The 22321-nt window shown below is 74.7% G+C and carries 16 protein-coding genes; 12 read left to right on the forward strand and 4 right to left on the reverse strand.

The window, feature by feature from the left end:
* Nucleotides 1–20: 20 nt before the first annotated feature.
* The gene (locus ACZ4MO_RS00910) at nt 21–497 is read right to left on the reverse strand and encodes an Lrp/AsnC ligand binding domain-containing protein (RefSeq protein ID WP_175008783.1); all 477 of its coding nucleotides are present in this window, start codon (nt 495–497) and stop codon (nt 21–23) included.
* A gap of 142 nt (nt 498–639) precedes the next feature.
* Between ACZ4MO_RS00910 and ACZ4MO_RS00915 the strand changes: the two genes are divergently transcribed.
* The 9 genes from ACZ4MO_RS00915 to ACZ4MO_RS00955 all read left to right on the forward strand — a co-directional run bounded on the left by ACZ4MO_RS00915 (nt 640) and on the right by ACZ4MO_RS00955 (nt 11958).
* Nucleotides 640–1953, forward strand: a complete 1314-nt coding sequence (locus ACZ4MO_RS00915; protein ID WP_175008782.1) for a thiamine pyrophosphate-dependent enzyme — start codon at nt 640–642, stop codon at nt 1951–1953.
* Complete coding sequence (locus tag ACZ4MO_RS00920) at nt 1950–2978, forward strand: transketolase C-terminal domain-containing protein (RefSeq protein ID WP_175008781.1); 1029 nt, start codon at nt 1950–1952, stop codon at nt 2976–2978. Before ACZ4MO_RS00915 ends, ACZ4MO_RS00920 begins: the two co-directional genes overlap by 4 nt.
* Nucleotides 2975–4558: a 2-oxo acid dehydrogenase subunit E2 gene (locus ACZ4MO_RS00925; protein ID WP_175008780.1), complete on the forward strand. Its 1584-nt coding sequence runs from the start codon at nt 2975–2977 to the stop codon at nt 4556–4558. The genes ACZ4MO_RS00920 and ACZ4MO_RS00925 overlap by 4 nt, the downstream gene beginning before the upstream one ends.
* Nucleotides 4555–6195, forward strand: a complete 1641-nt coding sequence (locus ACZ4MO_RS00930; protein WP_175008779.1) for a carboxyl transferase domain-containing protein — start codon at nt 4555–4557, stop codon at nt 6193–6195. Before ACZ4MO_RS00925 ends, ACZ4MO_RS00930 begins: the two co-directional genes overlap by 4 nt.
* A gap of 4 nt (nt 6196–6199) precedes the next feature.
* Nucleotides 6200–8482: an ATP-binding protein gene (locus ACZ4MO_RS00935; RefSeq protein WP_175008778.1), complete on the forward strand. Its 2283-nt coding sequence runs from the start codon at nt 6200–6202 to the stop codon at nt 8480–8482.
* Nucleotides 8479–9654, forward strand: coding sequence for an acyl-CoA dehydrogenase family protein (locus ACZ4MO_RS00940; RefSeq protein WP_175008777.1), 1176 nt, complete (start codon nt 8479–8481; stop codon nt 9652–9654). The genes ACZ4MO_RS00935 and ACZ4MO_RS00940 overlap by 4 nt, the downstream gene beginning before the upstream one ends.
* A gap of 105 nt (nt 9655–9759) precedes the next feature.
* Entirely contained in the window at nt 9760–10368 is a 609-nt protein-coding gene (locus ACZ4MO_RS00945; RefSeq protein WP_175008776.1) for a MaoC/PaaZ C-terminal domain-containing protein, read from the forward strand.
* Nucleotides 10362–11255, forward strand: a complete 894-nt coding sequence (locus ACZ4MO_RS00950) for an HpcH/HpaI aldolase/citrate lyase family protein (protein ID WP_342779574.1) — start codon at nt 10362–10364, stop codon at nt 11253–11255. Before ACZ4MO_RS00945 ends, ACZ4MO_RS00950 begins: the two co-directional genes overlap by 7 nt.
* A 115-nt stretch (nt 11256–11370) precedes the next feature.
* The gene (locus ACZ4MO_RS00955; protein WP_175008775.1) at nt 11371–11958 is read left to right on the forward strand and encodes a hypothetical protein; all 588 of its coding nucleotides are present in this window, start codon (nt 11371–11373) and stop codon (nt 11956–11958) included.
* A gap of 52 nt (nt 11959–12010) precedes the next feature.
* Here ACZ4MO_RS00955 and pntB read toward each other — a convergent pair whose 3' ends face one another.
* From pntB to ACZ4MO_RS00970, 3 genes are all read right to left on the reverse strand, one after another.
* Nucleotides 12011–13420, reverse strand: coding sequence for a Re/Si-specific NAD(P)(+) transhydrogenase subunit beta (gene pntB / locus ACZ4MO_RS00960; protein ID WP_175008774.1), 1410 nt, complete (start codon nt 13418–13420; stop codon nt 12011–12013).
* Complete coding sequence (locus ACZ4MO_RS00965; protein WP_175008773.1) at nt 13417–15015, reverse strand: Re/Si-specific NAD(P)(+) transhydrogenase subunit alpha; 1599 nt, start codon at nt 15013–15015, stop codon at nt 13417–13419. The genes pntB and ACZ4MO_RS00965 overlap by 4 nt, the downstream gene beginning before the upstream one ends.
* Before the next feature lie 172 nt (nt 15016–15187).
* Entirely contained in the window at nt 15188–17986 is a 2799-nt protein-coding gene (locus ACZ4MO_RS00970; RefSeq protein ID WP_175008772.1) for a flippase-like domain-containing protein, read from the reverse strand.
* Between the two features lie 170 nt (nt 17987–18156).
* Between ACZ4MO_RS00970 and ACZ4MO_RS00975 the strand changes: the two genes are divergently transcribed.
* The 3 genes from ACZ4MO_RS00975 to ACZ4MO_RS00985 all read left to right on the forward strand — a co-directional run bounded on the left by ACZ4MO_RS00975 (nt 18157) and on the right by ACZ4MO_RS00985 (nt 22320).
* Nucleotides 18157–19095, forward strand: a complete 939-nt coding sequence (locus ACZ4MO_RS00975; protein WP_175008771.1) for a DUF308 domain-containing protein — start codon at nt 18157–18159, stop codon at nt 19093–19095.
* Between the two features lie 342 nt (nt 19096–19437).
* The gene (locus ACZ4MO_RS00980) at nt 19438–21084 is read left to right on the forward strand and encodes an ABC transporter substrate-binding protein (protein ID WP_175008770.1); all 1647 of its coding nucleotides are present in this window, start codon (nt 19438–19440) and stop codon (nt 21082–21084) included.
* Between the two features lie 114 nt (nt 21085–21198).
* Nucleotides 21199–22320 carry an ABC transporter permease gene (locus tag ACZ4MO_RS00985; protein ID WP_083384927.1) on the forward strand — a complete coding sequence of 374 codons (1122 nt, stop codon included), beginning with the start codon at nt 21199–21201 and terminating at the stop codon, nt 22318–22320.
* The last annotated feature ends 1 nt before the right edge of the window (nt 22321 follow it).

Genomic DNA, 22321 nt, shown 5'->3' on the forward strand with positions numbered 1-22321 from the left:
AGCCCTCGTCCCCGTCCCCGTCACCGCGGGCCGCGACGCTGCTTCTCGATGAGCGGCCGCAGCCGGTAGGGGATGAGCTCGCCCATGGAGAGCGACGTCTCCGTGCGCTCGACGCCGTCGACGGCGAGGATCGCGGCGTCGATGCGGAACAGGTGGTCCGTGTCGCGGCACGCGACGGTGACGCGCAGGTCCGCGGTGCCGCTGCGCCCGAACGCCTGCACGACCTCGGGGATGCGCGCGAGGTCGTCGACGATGCGCGCGAGCTCCTTCTGCCGGAGCTGCACCTCGACGAACGCGGTGAGGGGGTGCCCCAGCACGTGCGGGTCGATGCGCCGGTCGAGGTCGAGGAACGCGCCCTCGGCCTCGAGGCGGGCGAGCCGCGCCGCGACCGTGTTGCGGGAGAGCCGCAGCCGGTCGGCGAGCGCGACGATCGTGGCCCGCGGGTCGTCGGCGAGCGCGAGCAGGAGGTCGAGGTCGACAGCGTCGGCGCTGTGCATGGTGCTCACCCTAACCGAGTGACGGCGGTCACAGTGCACGGTGCGTCAGGCGTCGGTGGAGCCATGTGCGTGACGCGGGTTACGTTCCCCCTACCTCGGTCCTCGACGGAGAGGACCGGCTCCCCGAGGTGAGGTGGCGACGATGCCCAGCGAACCTGCGGTGCGGACCGGACCGACGGCGGCGACCCCGCCGAAGGCGTACGACGGTCACCGGGCGGCAACCCCGCGCGACGCACGAGCAGACCGGAAGAACGTGGTGCGCGACGTGCGCAAGGACGCGCCGCGGCAGGACCCGCCCGACCCGGGCGCCGGGCCGACGCCGACCCTGCGCGTGCTCGACGAGAGCGGCACCCGCCACCGCGACCCGGACCTCGACCGGTGGCTCGCCGACCTCGACCCGACGGCGCCCGACGACGCCGCGCGCGCGTCGGCCCGGTCGGCGCTGCTGCGGCTCCACGAGGACATGGTCGTGGCGCGTCGCATCGACGCGGAGGCCACGGCGCTCCAGCGGCAGGGCGAGCTCGCGCTCTGGCCGCCGCTCCTCGGGCAGGAGGCGGCGCAGGTCGGCTCGGCGCGCGCGCTGCGCGACGACGACTTCGTCTTCTCCTCCTACCGCGAGCACGCCGTCGCGCGGGTGCGCGGCGCCGCGCTCGTCGACCTCGTGCGCGTGTGGCGCGGCGTCGCGGTCTCCGGCTGGGACCCGTACGCGATCGGCATGGCGTCGCCGCAGGTCATCATCGGCGCCCAGGCGCTGCACGCGACGGGCTGGGCGATGGGCGTGCAGAACGACGTCGACGCGGGCCGCGTCGACGCCGCCGCCGGGCTGCCGGTCGGGGTGTCGTACTTCGGCGACGGCGCGATGAGCCAGGGCGACGTCAACGAGGCCTTCGTCTTCGCGTCCACGTACCGCTCGCCGGTCGTGTTCTTCTGCCAGAACAACCAGTGGGCCATCTCCGAGCCGGTCGCGCTCCAGTCGCGCGTCCCGCTCGCGGAGCGCGCCCGCGGGTTCGGCCTGCCGGGCGTGCGCGTCGACGGCAACGACGTCCTCGCGGTGCTCGCCGTGACGCGCGCGGCCCTCGACCGCGCCCGGAACGACGGCGGCCCCACCTTGATCGAGGCCGTCACCTACCGCATGGGCCCGCACACCACGGCCGACGACCCGAAGCGGTACCGCGACGCGGCCGAGGTGGAGGAGTGGACGCGTCGCGACCCGATCGCGCGCTTCGAGGTGTACCTGCGCGCCGTCGGGGTGCTCGACGACGCGGGCGCGGCGCGCGTGCGGGAGGTCGCCGACGCGGCGGCCGCCGAGCTGCGCGCCGGGTGCGTCGCGCTCACCGACCCGCCGCCGCTCTCGCTCTTCGACCACGTCTACGCGGAGCCGCACCACGCGCTGGACCGCGAGCGCGCCGAGTACGCGCACTACCTCGCCGGCTTCGACGGGGAGGAGGCGCGATGACGACCCTCACGCTCGCGAAGGCGCTCGGCGCCGGCCTGCACCGCGCGATGACGGACGACGACCGCGTGGTCGTCATGGGCGAGGACGTCGGCCGGCTCGGTGGTGTCTACCGCGTGACGGACGGGCTCCAGGCGGAGTTCGGACCGCGGCGCGTGCTCGACACCCCGCTCGCGGAGTCGGGGATCATCGGGACGGCCGTCGGGCTCGCGTACCGCGGCTACCGGCCGGTGTGCGAGATCCAGTTCGACGGTTTCGTGTTCGTCGCGTTCGACCAGATCCTGTCCCAGCTCGCGAAGATGCACGCCCGCACCGGCGGGAGGGTGCGCCTGCCGATCACGATCCGCATCCCCGTGGGCGGCGGCATCGGCGCGGCCGAGCACCACTCGGAGTCGCCCGAGGCGCTGTTCGCGCACACGGCCGGGCTGCGGGTCGTGTCGGTCGCGAACCCCCAGGACGCGTACACCGTGCTCCGCCAGGCCGTCGCGTGCGACGACCCGGTGATCTTCTTCGAGCCCAAGCGGCGCTACCACCTCAAGGGCGAGGTCGACCTCGACCCCGTCGACCCGCCGGCCATGGACCGGGCCCGCGTCGTGCGCGAGGGCCACGACGTCACGCTCGTCACGTGGGGCGGCCTCGTCGGGACCGCGCTCGACGCCGCCGTCGCCGCGTCGGACGACGGCGTGTCCGTCGAGGTGATCGACCTGCGCTCGCTGTCGCCGATCGACCACGACACCGTCGCGGCGTCGGTCCGCAAGACGGGGCGGGTCGTCGTCACGCACGAGGCGCCCCGCCAGGCGGGGCTCGGCGCGGAGATCGCCGCGACCGTGACGGACCGCTGCTTCGAGCACCTCGAGGCCCCGCCCGTGCGGGTCACAGGCCACGGCATCCCGTACCCGCCCGCGAAGCTCGAGGGCCACTACCTCCCGGACCTCGACCGCATCCTCGACGGCGTCGACCGCGTCCTGGGGCGGGTGGAACCGTTCGTGCCGGCGTCCGGGCGTCCCGTCGCGGAGGTGACCCGATGACGGCGCTGCGCGAGTTCCGCCTCCCCGACCTGGGCGAGGGCCTCACCGAGTCCGACATCGTCAGCTGGCACGTCCACGCGGGCGACCACGTCGAGCTCAACCAGGTCATCGCCGAGGTCGAGACCGCGAAGGCCCTCGTCGACCTCCCGTCCCCGTACGCGGGCGTCGTCGCGTCCCTCCACGCCGAGGAGGGCCAGACGGTGAGCGTCGGCGAGCCGCTCGTCACCTTCGAGGTCGACGACGGCGCGGCCACCGCGTCCGGCGGCGGTCCGGAGGGCTCGTCCGCCGGGGTCCCGGCCCGGGTGCCCGACGCCGTCCCCGCCCTGGTCGGGGCGGTCGCCGGGTCGGGGGTCGCCCCGGCCGCCACTGCGGCCGAGCCCACCGACGAGCCCGAGCCGAACCTCGTCGGCTACGGGGCACGCCCCGACCGGGTCGGGCGGCCCGCGCGTCGACCCCGGCGGGCGGTGACTGAAACCCAGGTTTCACCGCCCGACCTCGCCGAGGCGCCCCGCCGCACCACCGTGACCGGCGAGCGGCCCCGGTCGACGCCGCCGGTGCGCGCGCTCGCGAAGAAGCTCGGCGTGCGGATCGACCGGGTCGAGGGGTCCGGCCGCGACGGGCTCATCACGCGCGAGGACGTCCTCGCGGCGGTGAGCTGCCACCGCGACGTCGCGCGCCGACCGCGCGACGAGCACAGCGCGAGCGTCCACCCCGCGCCGGCCGCCGGCCCGGGGGCACCGAGCGGCGAGAAGCGAGAACCGGCCCTTCCGGACCGCGTCCCCGGGGCCACTTCTCCCCTCTCGGCGCCGGGTGCGGCGGCGGGCGTGGCCGCCGACCGCGCGGCCGGCCTCGACCCGGAGGTCGTGCCCGTGCGGGGCGTGCGCAAGCACACCGCGGCGGCGATGGTGGCGAGCGCGTTCACGGCGCCCCACGCGACGGTGTTCCTCACCGTGGACGTGACGCGGAGCGTCGAGCTCCTGGAGCGGCTGCGCACCCACCGCCTCGCGCGCGGCGCGCGGATCACCGTGCTGGCGCTCGCGGCCCGCGCGCTGTGCCTCGTGCTGCCGCGCCACCCCGCGCTCAACAGCGCGTGGCGCGACCTCCCCGACGGCTCGGCGGAGATCGTGCGGCACCGGCGGGTGCACCTGGGGATCGCGGTCGCGACCGGCCGGGGGCTCGTCGTGCCGCACGTGCCCGACGCGCAGGCGCTCGACCTGCCCGACCTCGCCGCCGCGCTGACCGACCTCACGACCACCGCGCGCGACGGTCGCACGACGCCCGAGCGCCTGACCGGCGGGACGATCTCGATCACCAACGTCGGGGTGTTCGGCGTCGACGCGGGCACCCCGATCCTCGTCCCCGGCGAGGCGGCGATCCTCGGTCTGGGGGCGGTGCGGCGTCGGCCCTGGGAGCACGACGGCGAGGTCGCGCTGCGCGACGTCGTCACCCTCAGCCTGTCGTTCGACCACCGCGTGGTCGACGGCGAGCAGGGCGCGCGCTTCCTCGCCGACCTGGGCGCGCTGCTCGAGGACCCGGCGCTCGCGCTCCTCGCCGGGAGCCGGCAGGAGGTGGTCGCGTGACCGTCCTGACGAGCGCCGTCGAGCCCGGGTCGGACGCGGCCCGGGCGAACGACGCCGCGCAGCGCGGGCTCGCGGACGAGCTGCGCGAGCGCACGGCGGAGGTCGCGCGCGGCGGCCCGGCGTCGGCGCGCGACCGGCACGTGGCGCGCGGCAAGCTGCTCCCGCGCGACCGCGTCGACCGGCTGCTCGACGAGGGCAGCCCGTTCCTGGAGATCGCGCCGCTCGCCGGGTACGGCGTGGACGACGGCGCGTGGCCGGCCGCGGGCGCCGTCGCCGGGGTCGGGGTGGTGAGCGGGCGGCAGGTCATGGTCGTGTGCAACGACGCAACCGTGAAGGGCGGCACGTACCACCCGCTCACGGTGAAGAAGCACCTGCGGGCGCAGGAGATCGCGCTGGAGAACCGGCTGCCGTGCGTCTACCTCGTCGACTCGGGCGGCGCGTTCCTGCCCCGGCAGGCCGAGGTGTTCCCGGACCGCGACCACTTCGGCCGGATCTTCTACCACCAGGCGCGCCTCTCGGCGGCGGGGATCCCGCAGATCTCCGCCGTCCTCGGATCGTGCACGGCGGGCGGCGCCTACGTGCCCGCGATGAGCGACGAGACGGTCATCGTGCGCGGGCAGGGCACGATCTTCCTCGGCGGGCCGCCCCTCGTGAAGGCGGCGATCGGCGAGGTCGTCACGGCCGAGGAGCTCGGCGGCGGCGAGCTGCACGCGCGCCGCAGCGGCGTCGTCGACCACCTCGCCGACGACGACGAGGACGCGCTCGACACCGTGCGGCGCATCGTCGCGACGCTCCCGCCCGACCCGGAGCCCGCGTGGGACGTCGCGACCAGCGAGCCTCCCCGCGTGGCGGGGGCCGCCGTACAGGACCCGGGGGAGGATCTGTACGCCGCCGTCCCGGTCGACGTCCAGGCCCCCTACGACCCGCGCGAGATCGTCGCCCGGCTCGTCGACGGGAGCCGGTTCGACGAGTTCAAGCGCGAGTACGGCGACACGCTCGTCACGGGCTTCGCGCGCATCCACGGGCACCCGGTGGGGGTCCTCGCGAACCAGGGCGTGCTCTTCGGGGCGTCGGCGCTCAAGGGGGCGCACTTCGTCGAGCTGTGCGACCAGCGCGGCATCCCGCTGCTGTTCCTGCAGAACATCTCCGGCTTCATGGTCGGCACCGACGCCGAGGCGGGCGGGATCGCGAAGGACGGCGCCAAGATGGTCACGGCCGTCGCGACGACGCGCGTCCCGAAGCTCACCGTGATCGTCGGCGGGTCGTTCGGGGCGGGCAACTACTCGATGTGCGGGCGCGCGTACTCGCCGCGCTTCCTGTGGTCGTGGCCCGCGAGCCGCATCTCCGTGATGGGCGGCCCGCAGGCCGCGTCCGTGCTCTCGACGGTCAAGCGCGACCAGCTCGCGGCGCGCGGCGAGGCGTGGGACCCCGACGAGGAGGCCGCGTTCTCCGCCGGCATCCGCGCCGACTACGACGAGCACGGCAGCCCCTACTACGCGACCGCGCGGCTGTGGGACGACGGCGTGATCGACCCCGCCGACACGCGCCGCGTGCTCGGCCTCGCCCTCGGCGTGTGCGCGCGCACGCCCCTCGCCGAGACCTGGACCGGTGACCGGTTCGGCCTCTTCCGGATGTGAGCCGATGACCTCCCGCACCCTCCACGACGCGACCGCCCGCCCGACCGGCGGTCCCGGGTTCCGCACGGTCCTCGTCGCGAACCGCGGCGAGATCGCGTGCCGCGTCATCGGCACGCTGCGCCACCTCGGCGTGCGGTCCGTCGCCGTCTTCTCCGACGCCGACGCCGACGCTCGCCACGTGCGCGAGGCCGACGTCGCGGTCCGGCTCGGGCCCGCGCCGGCTGCGCAGAGCTATCTCGACGTCGACGCCGTCGTCGCCGCGGCCGTCGCGACCGGGGCCGAGGCGGTCCACCCCGGCTACGGCTTCCTCTCGGAGAACCCCGCGCTCGCCCGGGCGTGCGCGCGCGCCGGGATCGCGTTCGTCGGGCCGGGCGTCGACGCGCTCGAGGCGATGGCCGACAAGCTCGCCGCGAAGAGCATCGTCGGCGCTCGGGGCGTGCCTGTCGTGCCCGGGGCCGGCGAGCCCGGGATGTCCGACGACGACCTCCTCGCCGCCGCGGGCGCCGTCGGGTTCCCGCTGCTCGTCAAGCCGTCCGCCGGGGGCGGGGGGAAGGGCATGGTCGTCGTGCGCGCGGAGGCCGACCTGCCGGGCGCGCTCGCGTCGGCGCGGCGGGTCGCCGCGTCGTCGTTCGGCGACGACACGCTCCTGCTCGAACGGCTCGTCGAGGCGCCGCGCCACATCGAGGTGCAGGTGCTCGCCGACACGCACGGGACCGTGGTCCACCTCGGCGAGCGCGAGTGCTCGCTCCAGCGCCGCCACCAGAAGGTGGTCGAGGAGGCGCCGTCGCCGCTCCTCACCCCCGCGCAGCGTGCCCGCATGGGCGAGGCCGCGTGCGAGGTCGCGCGGTCCGTCGGGTACGTGGGTGCCGGGACGGTCGAGTTCCTCGTCCCCGCCGCGAGCCCGGACGAGTTCTTCTTCATCGAGATGAACACGCGCCTCCAGGTGGAGCACCCGGTGACCGAGATGGTCACCGGCCTCGACCTCGTCGCGCTCCAGCTGCGCGTCGCGGCGGGCGAGCCGCTGGGCCTGGCCCAGGACGACGTCGTGCTCCGCGGCCACGCCGTCGAGGCGCGCCTCTACGCCGAGTCGCCCGAGCGCGGCTTCCTCCCGGCCACCGGGTCGGTCCTCGTCTACGACGACGGCGGCGCCCCGTCGGGGCCCGGCGCGTCCCCGCTGCGCCTGGACTCCGGCATCTGCGCGGGCACGGTGGTCGGCGGCCACTACGACCCGATGCTCGCCAAGGCGGTCGCGTGGGCCGAGACACGCGACGAGGCGGTGGAGCGCCTCGACGGCCTGCTCGCGCGGACGGTCGTGCTGGGTGTCGAGACGAACACGGCGTTCCTGCGGTCCCTGCTGGCGGACGACGACGTCCGTGCGGGCCGGCTCGACACGGGCCTGATCGACCGTCTCGTGGGGTCGGTGCCTGGTTCGGGGTCCGTGACGGGGCCCGACGAGGGGCCGGGGGGTGCGGACGTTCGTCGGTCCCTCGCCGCGGCAGCCCTGTTCCTCGCCGAGCATGCGGTTGTGGCTCGTCCTGGGGGCGGGACGGGGCACAACCGCATGCTCGGCGAGGGAACGGGGGGTCGTGACGGCGATCCCTGGCGGGTGGGGGACGGGTGGCGGCTCAACGGGGACGCGGCAGCGCGGCGGGTTCTGCTCATCGACGCCGGCGGGGGCGCGCACGAGGTGCGGGTGTCCGGGGTGGTGGGGGACACCGTCGTGCACGTGCCGGCACCCGACGACGGTGCGTGGCCCGGCTCGACGACCCACGCGGTGCGGGCGTCGCTCGCCCGCGACCCCGGGGCCGACGGCGCGTGGTGGCTCACGGTGGACGGCGTCCGCGAGCGCGTGCGGCTGGCCCTCGACGCGCCTGCCGGCGACGGCGAGCCCGCGACGGTGTGGGTGTGGCACGACGGGCGGACCGTCGCCCTGGCCGCCCCGGACCGGGAGCAGCGCGCCGCACGGGCGCGGGCCGACCGCCGTCGGGCCCGGGGCGACGCGCCCGGCGCGACCGACCCCGAGGTGCGCGCCGCGATGCCCGGCACGGTCGTGTCGGCCGCCGCGGACGGCGAGCCCGTCACCACCGGGGACGTCCTCGTCACGGTCGAGGCCATGAAGATGGAGCACCCGCTCCTCGCCCCGCACGACGGCGTCGCCGACGTGCGCGTGCGCCCCGGCGACCTCGTGCGCCGGGACCAGGTGGTCGCCGTCGTCCACCCCCACGACTCCGGTGCGGCACAACCCGCCGCCCCGGTCCCGCAACCCGACACCCAGGGAGCATCATGATCGAGGCCGACGTCCTGCTCGACGACGAGCAGCGGAAGCTCAGCCAGGTGGTGCGCGACTTCGCGGACAGCGTCGTCGCGCCCGCCGCCTACCGCTACGACACGGAACGCCGCCTGCCGATGGAGATCATCGCGCAGATGGGGGAGCTGGGGCTGTTCGGGCTGCCGTTCCCGCGCGACGTCGGGGGCCAGGGCCAGGACTACGTGTCGCTGTGCCTCGCGGTCGAGGCGCTCGCGCGCGTCGACCAGTCGATCGCGGTGACGCTCGAGGCGGGGGTCGGGCTGGGGATCGTCCCGCTCTACCGGCACGGCTCGCGCGAGCAGCAGGAGCGGTGGCTGCCCGACCTGCTCGCCGGGCGGGCGCTCGCGGCGTTCGGGCTCACCGAGGCCGGGGCCGGGTCCGACGCGGGCGGGACGCGCACGACCGCGCGCCTCGAGGGCGACGAGTGGGTGATCGACGGGTCGAAGCAGTTCATCACCAACTCGGGGACGCCCATCACGAGCCTCGTCACCATCACCGCCGTGACGGGGGAGACGGTCAGCCAGGACGGCGAGGTGCGCAAGGAGCTGTCGAGCATCATCGTCCCGGCGGGGACGCCCGGGCTCGAGGTCGGGCCGTCGTACGACAAGGTCGGCTGGCACACCTCCGACACGCACCCCCTCACCTTGACCGACGTGCGCGTGCCCGCCGGGAACCTGCTCGGCGAGCGCGGCCGCGGGTACGCGAACTTCCTCCGCGCGCTCGACGAGGGCCGCATCGCGTTCGCCGCCCTCGCGACCGGCGCCGCGCAGGGCTGCCTCGAGGAGGCGCTGCGGTACGCGCGCGAGCGCGTCGTGTTCGGGCGGTCGATCGGGGAGAACCAGCACGTCGCGTTCACGCTCGCCCGCATGCAGGCGCGCGTCCACACCGCGCGCCTCGCATGGCTCGACGCCGCGCAGAAGCTCGTGCGCGGCAAGCCGTTCAAGGCGGAGGCGTCGGTCGCGAAGCTCGTCGGCGGCGAGGCCGCGATGGCGAACGCGCGCGACGCGTCGCAGATCTTCGGCGGCTACGGGTTCCTCAACGAGAACCCCGTCGCGCGCCACTACCGCGACGCCAAGGTGCTCGAGGTCGGCGAGGGCACGACCGAGGTGCAGCTCATGGTCATCGCGAGGAGCCTGGGACTCGACGGCTAGCGCGGCACCGACGCCGACCACGACGTTGCTGTCGTTCTGACGGTCATCCCGACAGCAACCTCGTGGTCGGCGGCTGGCGACGTCAGGGACGAGGGGAGGAGCAGCATGCGCGAGGTGGTCCAGCGGGGCCTGTACTACGACGAGCTGGAGACGGGCGTGGTCTACCGCCACCGTCCCGGCCGCACGCTCACGGAGGCGGACGACGTCGTCTTCTCCACGCTCACGATGAACCACCAGGCGCTGCACCTCGACGCCGCGTGGGCCGCGACCCAGCCGTTCGGGCAGCGGCTCGTCAACTCGATGATGACGCTGTCGACGCTCGTCGGGCTGTCCGTCGGGCAGGTCACGCAGGGCACGATCGTCGCGAACCTCGGCTTCCGCGAGGTCGAGTTCCCGAAGCCGCTGTTCCACGGCGACACGCTCTACGCCGAGACGGAGGTCGTCGAGAAGCGGCTGTCCGCGTCGCGGCCGGGGCAGGGCGTCGTGACCCTCGAGCACCGCGGCCTCAACCAGGACGGCGTGCTCGTCGCGCGCGCCGTCCGCACCGCGCTCTTCTGGACGCGCGCCGCGCACGAGGACGCGGCCCGCTCCATGCCCGACGGGTCGTCGCCCGACGGCGGTGGGGCGGCCGTGGCGGCGGCCGAGCCCGGGTCGGGACGGGGCGGGGAGCACGAGCCCGTGCTCGAGCGCGGCGACGAGGAGAGCGCGTGGTGACCGACGACGTCGGGCACGCTCGCGCCGTCCCGCCGGAGGGCGGGTTCGGCCTCGGGCCCGCGCTGCTGTTCTGCCCCGGCGACCGTCCCGACCGGTTCGCCAAGGCCGCCGACCGCGCCGACGCCGTGATCCTCGACCTCGAGGACGCCGTCGCCCCGCACGCCAAGGACGCCGCGCGGCGTGCCGTCGTCGAGGCGTCCGCGACGCTCGACCCGGCGCGCACGGTCGTGCGCGTGAACCCCGTCGGGACGCCCGAGCACGCGCTCGACGTGGCGGCGCTCGCGGACACGCGCCTGCGCACGGTCATGGTCGCCAAGGCCGGGCCGGAGCTGCTCGCGTCGCTCGGGGCGCTCGCGACGACGCTGCCCGGGGTGCGGGTGCTCGCGCTGTGCGAGACGGCGGCCGGCGTCGTCGCGGCGCCGGAGCTCGCCCGCAGGCCCGAGGTCGTCGCGCTCATGTGGGGCGCGGAGGACCTGGTCGCGTCGCTCGGCGGGACGTCGAGCCGCCGCCCGGACGGCACGTACCGCGACGTCGCGCGGCACGCCCGCGCCGCGGTGCTGCTCGCGGCCGGCGCGGCGGGGAAGGCCGCGGTCGACGCGGTGCACCTCGACGTCGGCGACCTCGACGGGCTGCGCGCCGAGGCCGAGGACGCGGCCGCGTCGGGGTTCGCCGCGACGGCGTGCATCCACCCGAGCCACGTCCCCGTGATCCGCGCCGCCTACGCGCCGACGGCCCAGCAGGTGGCCGACGCCCGCGCCCTGCTCGACGCCGCGGCCGCGAACCCGGGGGGCCCCGGCGCCGTCTTCACGTTCGAGGGCCGCATGGTCGACGAGCCGGTCCTCCGGCACGCGCGGGCGGTCCTCGGCCGGGCGTCGTCGGACGGGTGAGCGCGGGGATGTCGCGCTCGCGGGCTGTGCCGGGGGCGCCCGATCGCGGCTGACCGGACAAATACCCCGCTCCGCCCGTTCCGCTTGCGGGCCCGGGCGTCGTATGGTCACTCGCGTGAACGTCTACGTCGTCCTGTCCCGCAGTCGTACGGTCCTGTCCCGGACGATCGCGCTGGCGACCCGCGACGAGTTCACGCACTCCGCCCTCGCGCTCGACCAGGGGCTCGACCTGATGTTCAGCTTCGGCCGACGCCGGGCGGGCAACCCGTTCGTCGGCTGCTTCCGGCGCGAGCGGTTCGACGACGGCCTGTACCGCGGCATGGACGTCGTGCCGGGGGTCGTGCTCGCGGTGCCCGTGACCCCGGAGCAGCACGAGGCGATCCGCGTCCGGATCACCGAGTTCCTGCTCGACTCGCACGCGTTCTCCTACAACGTGCGGGGCCTCGTCGGTGCACGGTTCGGCCGCGGGCACGAGGCCGAGGACCGGTTCTTCTGCTCGGAGTTCGTCTACCACGTGCTGCACGGCGCGGGCGTGTGCGACCTCGGGGTCGAGCGGTGGCAGGTGCGGCCCCAGACGCTGCTCGACCTGCCGGGCCGCGTCGTCTTCCGCGGGGACCTCAAGGACTACGTCGCCGCCCACCGGACCCTCGAGACCCTGCCGTCGCTGACGTTCGCCCCCGCCCGGGAGCGCGTGCCCGGCTGATCGCCGGCGCGCGCTCCGCGGGTCCTGCGCCGTCCCGGTCGCCCGCGGCCCCTCAGCCCGCGCGGAGCGCCGCCACGATGTCCTCGACCCGCTGCTTGGCGTCCCCGAAGAGCATCCCGGTGTTCTCGCGGAAGAACAGCGGGTTCTGCACCCCGGCGTAGCCGGCCGCCATGGACCGCTTGAAGACGACGACCTGCTTCGCGTCCCACACGTGCAGCACGGGCATCCCGGCGATGGGCGAGCCCGGGTCGTCGAGCGCGGCGGGGTTCACGGTATCGTTCGCCCCGATGACGAGCACGACGTCCGTCCCCGCCAGGTCGTCGTTGATCTCGTCCATCTCGAGCACGATGTCGTACGGGACGCGCGCCTCCGCGAGCAGCACGTTCATGTGCCCGGGGAGCCTGCCCGCGACCGGGTGGACGCCGAAGCGGACCTGCGCGCCGCCGTCGCGCAGGATCTGCACGAGGTCCGCGACGGGGTACTGCGCCTTGGCGACCGCCATGCCGTAGCCCGGCGTGATGACGACGCTCCGCGCGTCGCGCAGGAGGGCCGCGACGTCGTCGGCGCTCACCTCGCGGTGCTCGCCCTGCGGGCCCTCGCCGCCCGCGGGGGCCGTGCCCTCCTCGGCCCCGAAGCCGCCGAGGATGACGGACACGAACGACCGGTTCATGGCCCGGCACATGATGTAGCTGAGGATCGCACCGGAGGAGCCGACGAGCGCGCCCGTGACGATGAGCAGGTCGTTGCCCAGCATGAAGCCCGCCGCGGCGGCGGCCCAGCCGGAGTACGAGTTGAGCATCGAGACGACGACGGGCATGTCGCCGCCCCCGATCGACGCGACGAGGTGCCAGCCCAGGGCGAGCGACACGACGGTGAGCAGGAGCAGCGGCCACACCGACGGCGCGACGACGAACCACGCGACGAGCCCGAGGCTCGCGACGAGCGCGGCGAGGTTGAGCAGGTTCCGGCCGGGGAGCTGGAGCGGCGCCGACCGCGTGCGGCCGGACAGCTTGAGGAACGCGACGACCGAGCCGGTGAACGTCACGGCGCCCACGAGCACGCCGAGCGAGACCTCGACGAGGTGCGCGACGTCGTCGTGCCCCGCGGCCTGCGCGGTGAGGTAGGAGTTGAAGCCGACGAGCACGGCCGCGGCCCCGACGAAGCTGTGCAGGATCGCGATGAGCTCGGGCATCTGCGTCATCTCGACGCGGCGGGCCCGCCACGTCCCGACGGCGGCGCCCACGAGGAGCACGACCGCGACGAGCAGCGCGGTGACGAGCACGGGGCGGGCGCTCGTGCCGAGCGCGAGGACGATCGTCGCGGCCAGGGCGAGGACCATGCCGACCATGCCGAGGACGTTGCCGCGGCGCGCGGACTCCTGCTTCGACAGGCCTGCGAGGCTCAGCACGAACAGGACGGCCGCGAGGACGTAGACGGCCTGGGCGACGGACGTGGCGGTCATCGGGCCACCCCCTGCGCGCGGGCGGGGACGTCCTTGCGGAACATGCCGATCATGCGGTTCGCGACGAGGAAGCCACCGAACACGTTGATGCTCGCGAGCGTCGCCGCGACGAGCGCGAGCGTCGTGACGACCCAGTCGTCGGAGCCGAGCTGCAGGAGCGCGCCGACGAGGATGATGCCGGAGATCGCGTTCGTCTGGGCCATGAGCGGCGTGTGCAGGGAGTGCGTGACGTTCGAGATGACGTAGTACCCGACGATCACCGCGAGCGTGAACACCGTGACGTGCCCGACGAGCGACGGCGGCGCGAACGACAGCGCGAGCGTGACGAGCACCGCGGCGAGCGCGGCGCCGACGGTCCGACGGCGGCGGCGCAGGCTCGCGGCTGCGGCGGCCTCCGCGGCGGCGCGCTCGCGGTCCGCGGCCTCCTGGACGGGGTCCGGCGGTGGCGGCGCGGCGGGGGACGGCGCGGCGCTCACCGCGACGGGCGGCGGCGGCCAGAGCACCTCGCCGGCGCGCGCGACGGTCATGCCGCGCTGGACCGGGTCGGCGAGGTCGAGCACGGGCACGCCGTTCTTGCCGGGCGTGAGCAGCTCGAGCAGGTGCACGACGTTCGTCCCCAGGAGCTGCGACGTGTGCTGCGGGAGCCGGCCCGCGAGGTCGGTCCAGCCGACGACCACGACGCCGTTCTCGGTCACGACACGCTCGCCCGGCACGGTGAGCGCGCAGTTGCCGCCGCCCGAGGCCGCGAGGTCGACGACGACGCTCCCGGGCCGCATCCCGGCGACCGCCTCGGCCGTGAGGGTGCGCGGCGCCCGGCCGCGCACGAGCGCCGTCGTGACGACGACGTCCGCGTCGGCAGCCTCGCGCGCGTAGACGGCGAGGGCCGCCGCCTCCTGCTCGGGCGTGAGCGGCTTCGCGTACCCGTCGGCCGACATGCCCTGCTGCGCCGCGGGCTCGCGCACGGCGGTGCCGCCCATGGACTCGATCTGCTCGGCCGCCTCCGAGCGGACGTCGAACGCGCGGACCTGGGCGCCGAGGCTCGCGGCCGCGCCGACCGCGGCGAGCCCCGCGACCCCGCCGCCGATGACGAAGACCTTCGCGGGCGGCGTCTTGCCCGCGGCGGTGACCTGCCCGGCGAACATGCCGCCGTACTCGGCAGCGGCCTCGACGACGGCGCGGTAGCCCGCGACGTTCGACAGCGTGCTCAGGACGTCGAGGGCCTGGGCGCGCGAGATGCGCGGCACGGCGTCGAGCGCGAGCGCGGTCACGCCGTGGTCGGCGAGGCGCCGCACGAGGTCGGGGTCGTTCGCGGGGCCGAGCATCGCGACGAGGGTCGCGCCCGGGCGCAGGAGCGCCACCTGCGCGTCGGTGGGCGCGTTCACGGCGGTGACGACGTCGGCCCCCCACGCCGTCGCGGCGTCGACCACCGCGGCGCCCGCGGCCTCGTACGCGGCGTCGGAGAACGTGGCCCCCGCGCCCGCGTCGTGCTCGACGACCACCTCGTACCCGAGCGCCCGCAGGCGCTCGACCGTGCGCGGGGTCGCGGCGACCAGCCGCTCCCCGTCCCTCACCTCGCGGGGGACACCGATCCTCACGTGCGGGCTCCTCACCTCGTCGGGCGTCGTCGGCACGCGCGCGACCGGTGGGGACGGCGGGTGCGCGGCGAGCCTATCGGGGGCCGCCCGCGCCGTCCCGGGTCGAACGTCCCCGGGCCTGCGGCGTCCGCCCGCTCGGTGCGCGGACCGCCCCGGGGCCGGCGGTGGCGCGCTAGAGGTCGCCCTTCTTCTGCAAGAACCGCATGGCGAACCAGCCGATGGGGATGCGCGCCCAGTACGTCGCGACGCGGAACAGCATCGCGACCGACGTCGCGATGGCGGGCGGCACCTGGGCCGCGGTGAGGCCGGCGATGAGGGCGAGCTCGATCGCGCCGAGGCCGCCCGGCGTCGGGACGGCGGCGCCGGCCGCGTTGCCGACCAGGTAGATCACGGCGACGTCGACGAGGTCGAGCTCCTGCCCGAACGCCGCGAGCGCGGCGTCGAAGGCGAGGACGTAGCCGAGCGTCATGACGATGTTGCCCGCGAACCCGAGCGCGAGGCGGCCGGGCTGGCCCAGCATCTCCGAGAGCCGCGGCCACACCTGCTGGACGGTCGGCCGGATCTTGGCGAGCGCCCAGGTCCGCACCGCGGGCACGAGCAGCGTCGCGAGCACCGCGAGGGCGACGCCACCGATGGCGAGCAGCACCGTCGTCGAGGGGAGCTGGACGAGGCCGCCCTCGCCGGTGAAGACGGACAGGACCACGAGGATGAGGATCGTCACGACGAACTGCGACACTTGGACGAGCGCGACGGTGGCGACCGCCATGGGCGTCGAGATGCCGCGCTTCGTGAGCAGCCGCAGGTTGAGCGCCGCCGGGCCGATGCCGGCGGGCGCGGCGAGCGCGATGTACGACCCGGCCGCCTGCGTGAGCGTGACGCGCCACATCGACAGCCGCTTGGGGGAGAACGCGGCGAGGGTGAGGGCCGCGCCGACCCACGTGAGGATGCCGAGCGCGAAGGACAGGACGGCGAACCAGGGGTTCGCCTCGGTGACGGCTGTGGCGATCTGGTCGAAGTTGAAGGACGTCACCAGCGCCGTGACGGCCGCGATGACGAGGACGAGCGTGAGGATGGTGCGGCCGCCGAAGCGGGTGATGCGCTGCGGCTCGACGTCGGCCTCCGGCAGCCGCTCCACGAGGGCGGCGCGGAGCTCCTTGAGGAGCTCCTTGTCCTGCCGGATCTCCTCGCGCGTGCTCGGCGGCAGGGCGACCGACTGGAGCAGCGGGCCGATGGCGGCGATGTCGTCGTCGGGCAGCACGCTCACCGCGGACTCGACGGCGCGCTGCGCCCCGACGCGGAGTGCGAGCAGCGCGACCATCTGGGCGAGGTCCATGCGGCGCGCGAGCTCGGACGACGCGATGTCGCCCTGCTCCCACCCGGTGAGCCACACCTCGGGGGCGCCCGTCGCCGGCTCGTGCGAGACGAGCACGACGTCGGAGGTCAGGGCGCGGTGCGCGATCCCGGCGGAGTGGGCGAGGCGGAGCTGGCGCCACGCCTCGTTGAGGACCGAGCCGGTGACGTCCTCGACGGGCAGGTCGCGCAGCGACACGGCGCCCGTCGCGTGCTCCTGGACCAGCACCATCGAGTCGGCGGACTCGGCGACGCCCAGGAGCCGCGGCGTGCGGACGCCCGCCGCCCGGGCCGCGTAGGACAGGAGGGCCGTGCGCTCCGCGGCGGCGCGCAGCGAGATCGCGGCGCGACCCTCGCTGCCGCGCAGGCGCAGCGACCGCCAGAAGCGGGTGAGGAAGCCGACGACCTGGCGGTCGCCGTCGAGCACGACGACGTCGCGGCGCACGTCGTCCTCCGCGAGCATCGCGTAGACGCGGTTGTCTCCCGCGCGCGTCAGCGCGATCGCGGCCGGGTCGGACGGGGCGTCCTGCGGCTCGGGGGCGGTGTCCGTGCCCTCCGGGGCGGCGCCCTCGTCGGGGTGCGCGGCCCCGAGGTGGTGCGCCGCGAGGGTCGCGTCGGCGGTGAGGACCGTCCCGGTGTCGTCGGTGGCACCGGGTGCGCGCAGCACGCCGACGTGCACCTCGTTGGTGATCCGGCCCTCGGCATCAACCTCCGTGATGGGGTCGTCCGCCGCCTCGGCGCGCTCGTCGTCGTCGGTGACGTCGCGCACGCGGACGAGCGCCACGGGGGAGAACCCCGCGCGGCGGACCCCGGCCACGAGGTCGGGCCCGTAGGCGCGCTCGCTGCGGACGCCGGAGACGTAGCGCACGGCCAGCCCGGCGAGGCGTCCGAGCAGCAGCGTGATGAGGATGCCCGGCAGCGAGACCTGGCCGGTGATGAGCACGACGCCGATGCCGACGAACAGCAGGTTCCACGACCACTTGACGGTGCGCCGCCGGGTGCGGGTCCCTGCGGCGGTGAGCAGCCCGCCGATCGCCGCGACGTAGCCCGGGACGGTCAGGCGCCACGCGCCCTGGGAGTAGACGGAGAGACCGCGCACCAGCTCGTCGGAGCCCCAGGCGCCCAGGGCCAGCACGACGAGCACCCCGAGCAGCAGGCCGAGGCCCGCGGCGACGATCGACTCGACGACCTGGCGACCGAGCCGGCGCACGCCGAGCTCGGTGAGGACCGCGATCGGGACGAACAGGGTGATGAGGCCCTCGAGCACCGCGACCGGCACGAACAGGATCCGCGCGAGCAGGTCGGAGAAGTTGCGGACGTCCTCGGCCACGCCGGCCGTCGTGCCGTGCGCGTACACGGACATGAGGAGCACCACGGCGACGCCGATCGCGCACAGCACGAGGTTGACGAGGTCGATCGGGTGCCGGACCCGCTGCTCGGCGGTGTCGACGACCCGGACCGTGCCGTCGTCGTCGCGGCCGCGCGGGGCGAGCAGCGCCTCGAGCGCGCCGGTCTGCGGCCGTGCGTCGCGGCGTCCCGACGCGGCGAGCGACCCGACCTCGACGACCGCGCCCACGTGGGACGTGTCGCCCGGCGTCGGCTCGGGCGCGGGGGAGGACATGCCTGCGAGTCTAGGTCCGGGGGTCCCGACAGGCGCGGTATTTGGCCGATTCCTCCGGGTGATTCGCCCGGTTCGACCGGTTGTCGGGCGCCCGCGGGGGGTCGTTCGACGGGCGGGTGTGAGGAAGGCCTCCCTAGCATGGGGGTGCGAGCACCCCTGGGGAGGTCGGCATGGCACGTGGCACGACGACGCAGCGCGACGAGGCCGGAGGGGCGGCACCCGCGACGCCGGACGAGAGCGGGCAGGAGCGCAACCCCTTCCGCCGGGTGTGGTGGCTCCCCGTCGTGCGGGGCACGCTCCTCGTCGTCCTGGGCCTCCTCCTCATGATCGAGCCGCTCGAGCGGCTGGGGACGCTCCGGGTCGTCCTGGGGGCGTTCCTCGTGGCCGACGGCGTGCTGGTCGCCGTCCAGGGGTTCGTGCACCGCAAGCAGGTCGGGTCGGCGTGGTGGCTCGCGCAGGCCGGGGTCAACGTCGTCTTCGGCGTCGTGGTGGCGCTGTGGCCGGACCTCGGCGCCACGGCGCTGTACTACGTCCTCGCCGTCTGGGTGCTCGTCCTCGGCATCACGACGATCGCGGGGGCGGCGGCGCTCGTGCGCAACCGCGACCTCGGCTGGGCGTGGATGCTCGCCGTCGGGATCGTGTCGGTGCTCTTCGGGATCCTGCTCGTCACGCGCCCGCTCGACGCGTTCGACGTGCTGCGCCTCGTCACCGTGGTGTTCGCCCTGTACGCGTTCGTGTCCGGGGCGATCCACGTGGTCTCCGGCTTCGCGGTCCGGGCGGTCGCGCGGGAGCTCGCCGACCTGCGCGCGCAGGCGGTCGCGGCCGGCGTCGTCGTGACGGGCGGGTCCGTGCTGGGCGCCGCCGCGGTGCACCCGGGCGTGGCCCCGCCGTCGGCCGTGGGCGGGGCGCCTGCCGGGCCCACGACCACCGATCCGGCGGCTCCCGCCTCCGATCCGTCCGCGACGAGCGGCCTCGCTCCGGTCGAGCCCGCCGCGGACGGCCCGACGACGCCCGGTCCCGTCGCGGACGAGCTCGGCGCCGACCCGTCGGACGGCCCGACGTCGAGTGGTCCCGGCGCGGGCGGGCCGGACGGCCGCGAGCGCGCCTGAGAGGCGGGTCGGCGCCGCCGGCCGGGAGCGGTCGGCCGCTCGTCCGGTGACCGCCGGGCGCGCCGTCCGCCAGGGTCGGGCGTCCCGAGGAGGGGCGGACTCTACACCCGGCGCGCGGGTGCCGTGAGTGTGTCTCACGTCACGACCGTTGCCCGGAGCTCAGGGTTACGACCGGGTAACAACGCTGGCGTTCTGTCCGGGTTTCTGTCGATCCTGACACCTGCACGACACAGCACTGTGCTAGAAATCACGGCACTCCGCCGACAGGTCGGGGTCCTGGTGCGTGCAAGGTCGCGCCACCGGTGTCTCGCACCCCGAGAAACCCGAGAAAGAGGTAGACACATGACAGCGGTGTCCAGGAAGCGGCTCCTCGCCGCGGCCGCCGGCATCACGGCGGTGACGCTGACCCTGACCGCGTGCGGCGGGGGATCGAGCGACGGCGAGGGCGACGGGGACGGCGGCGGCTCGGCGAGCGGCTCGCTCGTCATCGGCACCACCGACAAGGTCACGGTGCTCGACCCGGCCGGCTCGTACGACAACGGCTCGTTCGCCGTGATGAACCAGGTCTTCCCGTTCCTCATGAACACCCCGTACGGCAGCCCCGACGTCGAGCCCGACATCGCGGAGTCGGCCGAGTTCACCTCGCCGACGGAGTACACCGTCACGCTCAAGCCCGGCCTCAAGTGGGCGAACGGCAACGACCTCACGTCGTCCGACGTGAAGTTCTCGTTCGACCGCCAGGTCGCGATCAACGACGAGAACGGCCCGGCGTCGCTGCTCTACAACCTCGACAGCGTCGAGGCGCCCGACGACACGACCGTCGTCTTCCACCTCAAGAGCGAGAACGACCAGCTCTTCCCGCAGATCCTGTCCAGCCCGGCGGGCCCGATCGTCGACGAGGACGTCTTCGCGGCCGACGCGCTCACCTCGGACCAGGACATCGTCGACGGCAACGCGTTCGCCGGGCAGTACACGATCACGGGCTACAAGTTCAACGAGCTCGTCTCCTACGAGGCATACGACGGCTACGAGGGCCTCCTCGGCCCGGCGAAGACCGACAAGGTCGCGGTGAAGTACTTCGCCGAGGCGTCGAACATGAAGCTCGAGATCCAGCAGGGCAAGATCGACGTCGCGTGGCGCAGCCTGTCCGCGACGGACATCGAGGACCTGCGCGGGAACGACGACGTCAAGGTCGTGGACGGCCCCGGCGGCGAGATCCGCTACATCACGTTCAACTTCGACACCCAGCCGTTCGGCGCCAAGACGCCGGAGGCCGACCCGGCCAAGGCGCTCGCCGTGCGTCAGGCCGCCGCGTCGCTCATCGACCGCGACGAGCTCTCGGACCAGGTCTACAAGGGCACCTACACCCCGCTGTACTCCTACGTCCCCGCGGGTCTGACCGGCGCCGTCGAGCCGCTCAAGGAGATGTACGGCGACGGCGCGGGCAAGCCCGACGCCGCGAAGGCGCAGCAGCTCCTGACCGACGCGGGCGTCGAGACGCCCGTGACGCTCAACCTGCAGTACTCGAACGACCACTACGGCCCGTCGTCGGCGGACGAGTACGCGCTCATCAAGGACCAGCTCGAGAAGGACGGCCTCTTCACGGTCAACCTGCAGACCACCGAGTGGGTCACGTACGCCAAGGAGCGCACGTCCGACGTCTACCCGGCGTACCAGCTCGGCTGGTTCCCGGACTACTCCGACGCGGACAACTACCTCACGCCGTTCTTCCTCACGGAGAACTTCCTGGTGAACCACTACGCCAACCAGGAGGTCAACGACCTCATCCTCCAGCAGGCGGCGACGCCCGACGCCGACGAGCGCACCGCGCTCATCGAGGAGATCCAGAGCAAGGTCGCGGCGGACCTGTCGACCCTCCCGTACCTCCAGGGTGCGCAGGTCGCGGTCGTCGGGACGGACGTGGAGGGGGCCGAGGACACGCTGGACCCGTCCTTCAAGTTCCGCTACGCGGCGCTGTCCAAGGGCTGACCGGCAGCTGCCCCAGCCGCCCGGCCCTCCCCGCGCGACCCGCGGGGAGGGCCGGGCACCGCACGTCCGGACCGGCGACCACGCCGACGCCCGGGCACCTGAGGAAGAGACGACATGACGACCACCACCACCGACGTGCCCGTCGGCGAGGACGCGCCCCGCGACCCCGGCGGCACGGGGCGGGTGCGCACCCCGCGCACGACCCGCCGTCGCGGCGGCGGGCTCGGGAGCTACATCCTGGTCCGCGCGCTGCTCATCATCCCGACGGTCTTCATCCTCGTGACCACGGTCTTCGTGGTCATGCGGGCCACGGGCGACCCGATCACCGCGGCGCTCGGCGGCCGGCTCACGCCGGACCAGCTCGCCGAGCGCATCCACGAGGCCGGGTACGACCGCCCGGTGGTCGTGCAGTACCTCGAGTACCTCGGCGGCATCGTGCGCGGTGACTTCGGCACGACGATCAGCGACAACCGCCCCGTCACGGAGGTGCTCGCGACGTACGGCACCGCGACGCTCGAGCTCGCGGCCTACGCCCTGCTCGTCGCGTTCGTCGTCGGGATCCCGCTGGGCATGCTCGCGGGCTACCTGCGCGACCGCGTGCCCGACGCGATCCTGCGCGTCTCCGCGATCCTCGCCTACGCGACGCCCGTCTTCTTCGCCGGCCTCATGCTCAAGCTCGTCTTCTCGGTGTGGCTCGGCTGGCTGCCCGTCTCCGGGCGCGCGTCCACCGACGCGGAGATCGAGCTGCAGTTCCTCGACGACCCGTCGGGGTTCTACCTCGTCGACGCGATCCGGACGGGCGACCCCGCGATCGTCGGCGACGTCCTCCAGCACGCCGTCCTCCCGGCGCTCGCGCTCGGGCTGCTCACCGCGGGCGTGTTCCTGCGGCTCGTGCGCACCAACGTCATCGGGACGCTCTCGACCGACTACGTCGTCGCGGCGAGGTCGCGCGGCGTGCGCGAGTCCCGGCTCGTGCGCGCGCACGCGTGGCGCCCCGCGCTCATCCCCATCATCACCGTCATCGGTCTCCAGGTCGCGATGCTCCTCGCGGGCGCCGTGCTCACCGAGACGACGTTCGAGTGGAAGGGGCTCGGCTTCCAGCTCGCCGAGTACCTCCAGGCGCGCGACTTCGTCGCCGTGCAGGGGATCGTCGTGCTCATGGCCGTGATCGTCGCGGTCACGAACTTCCTCGTCGACATCATCGCGGCGCTCATCGACCCGAGGGTGAGGTACTGAC

The organism is Sphaerisporangium cinnabarinum, from assembly GCF_055567015.1.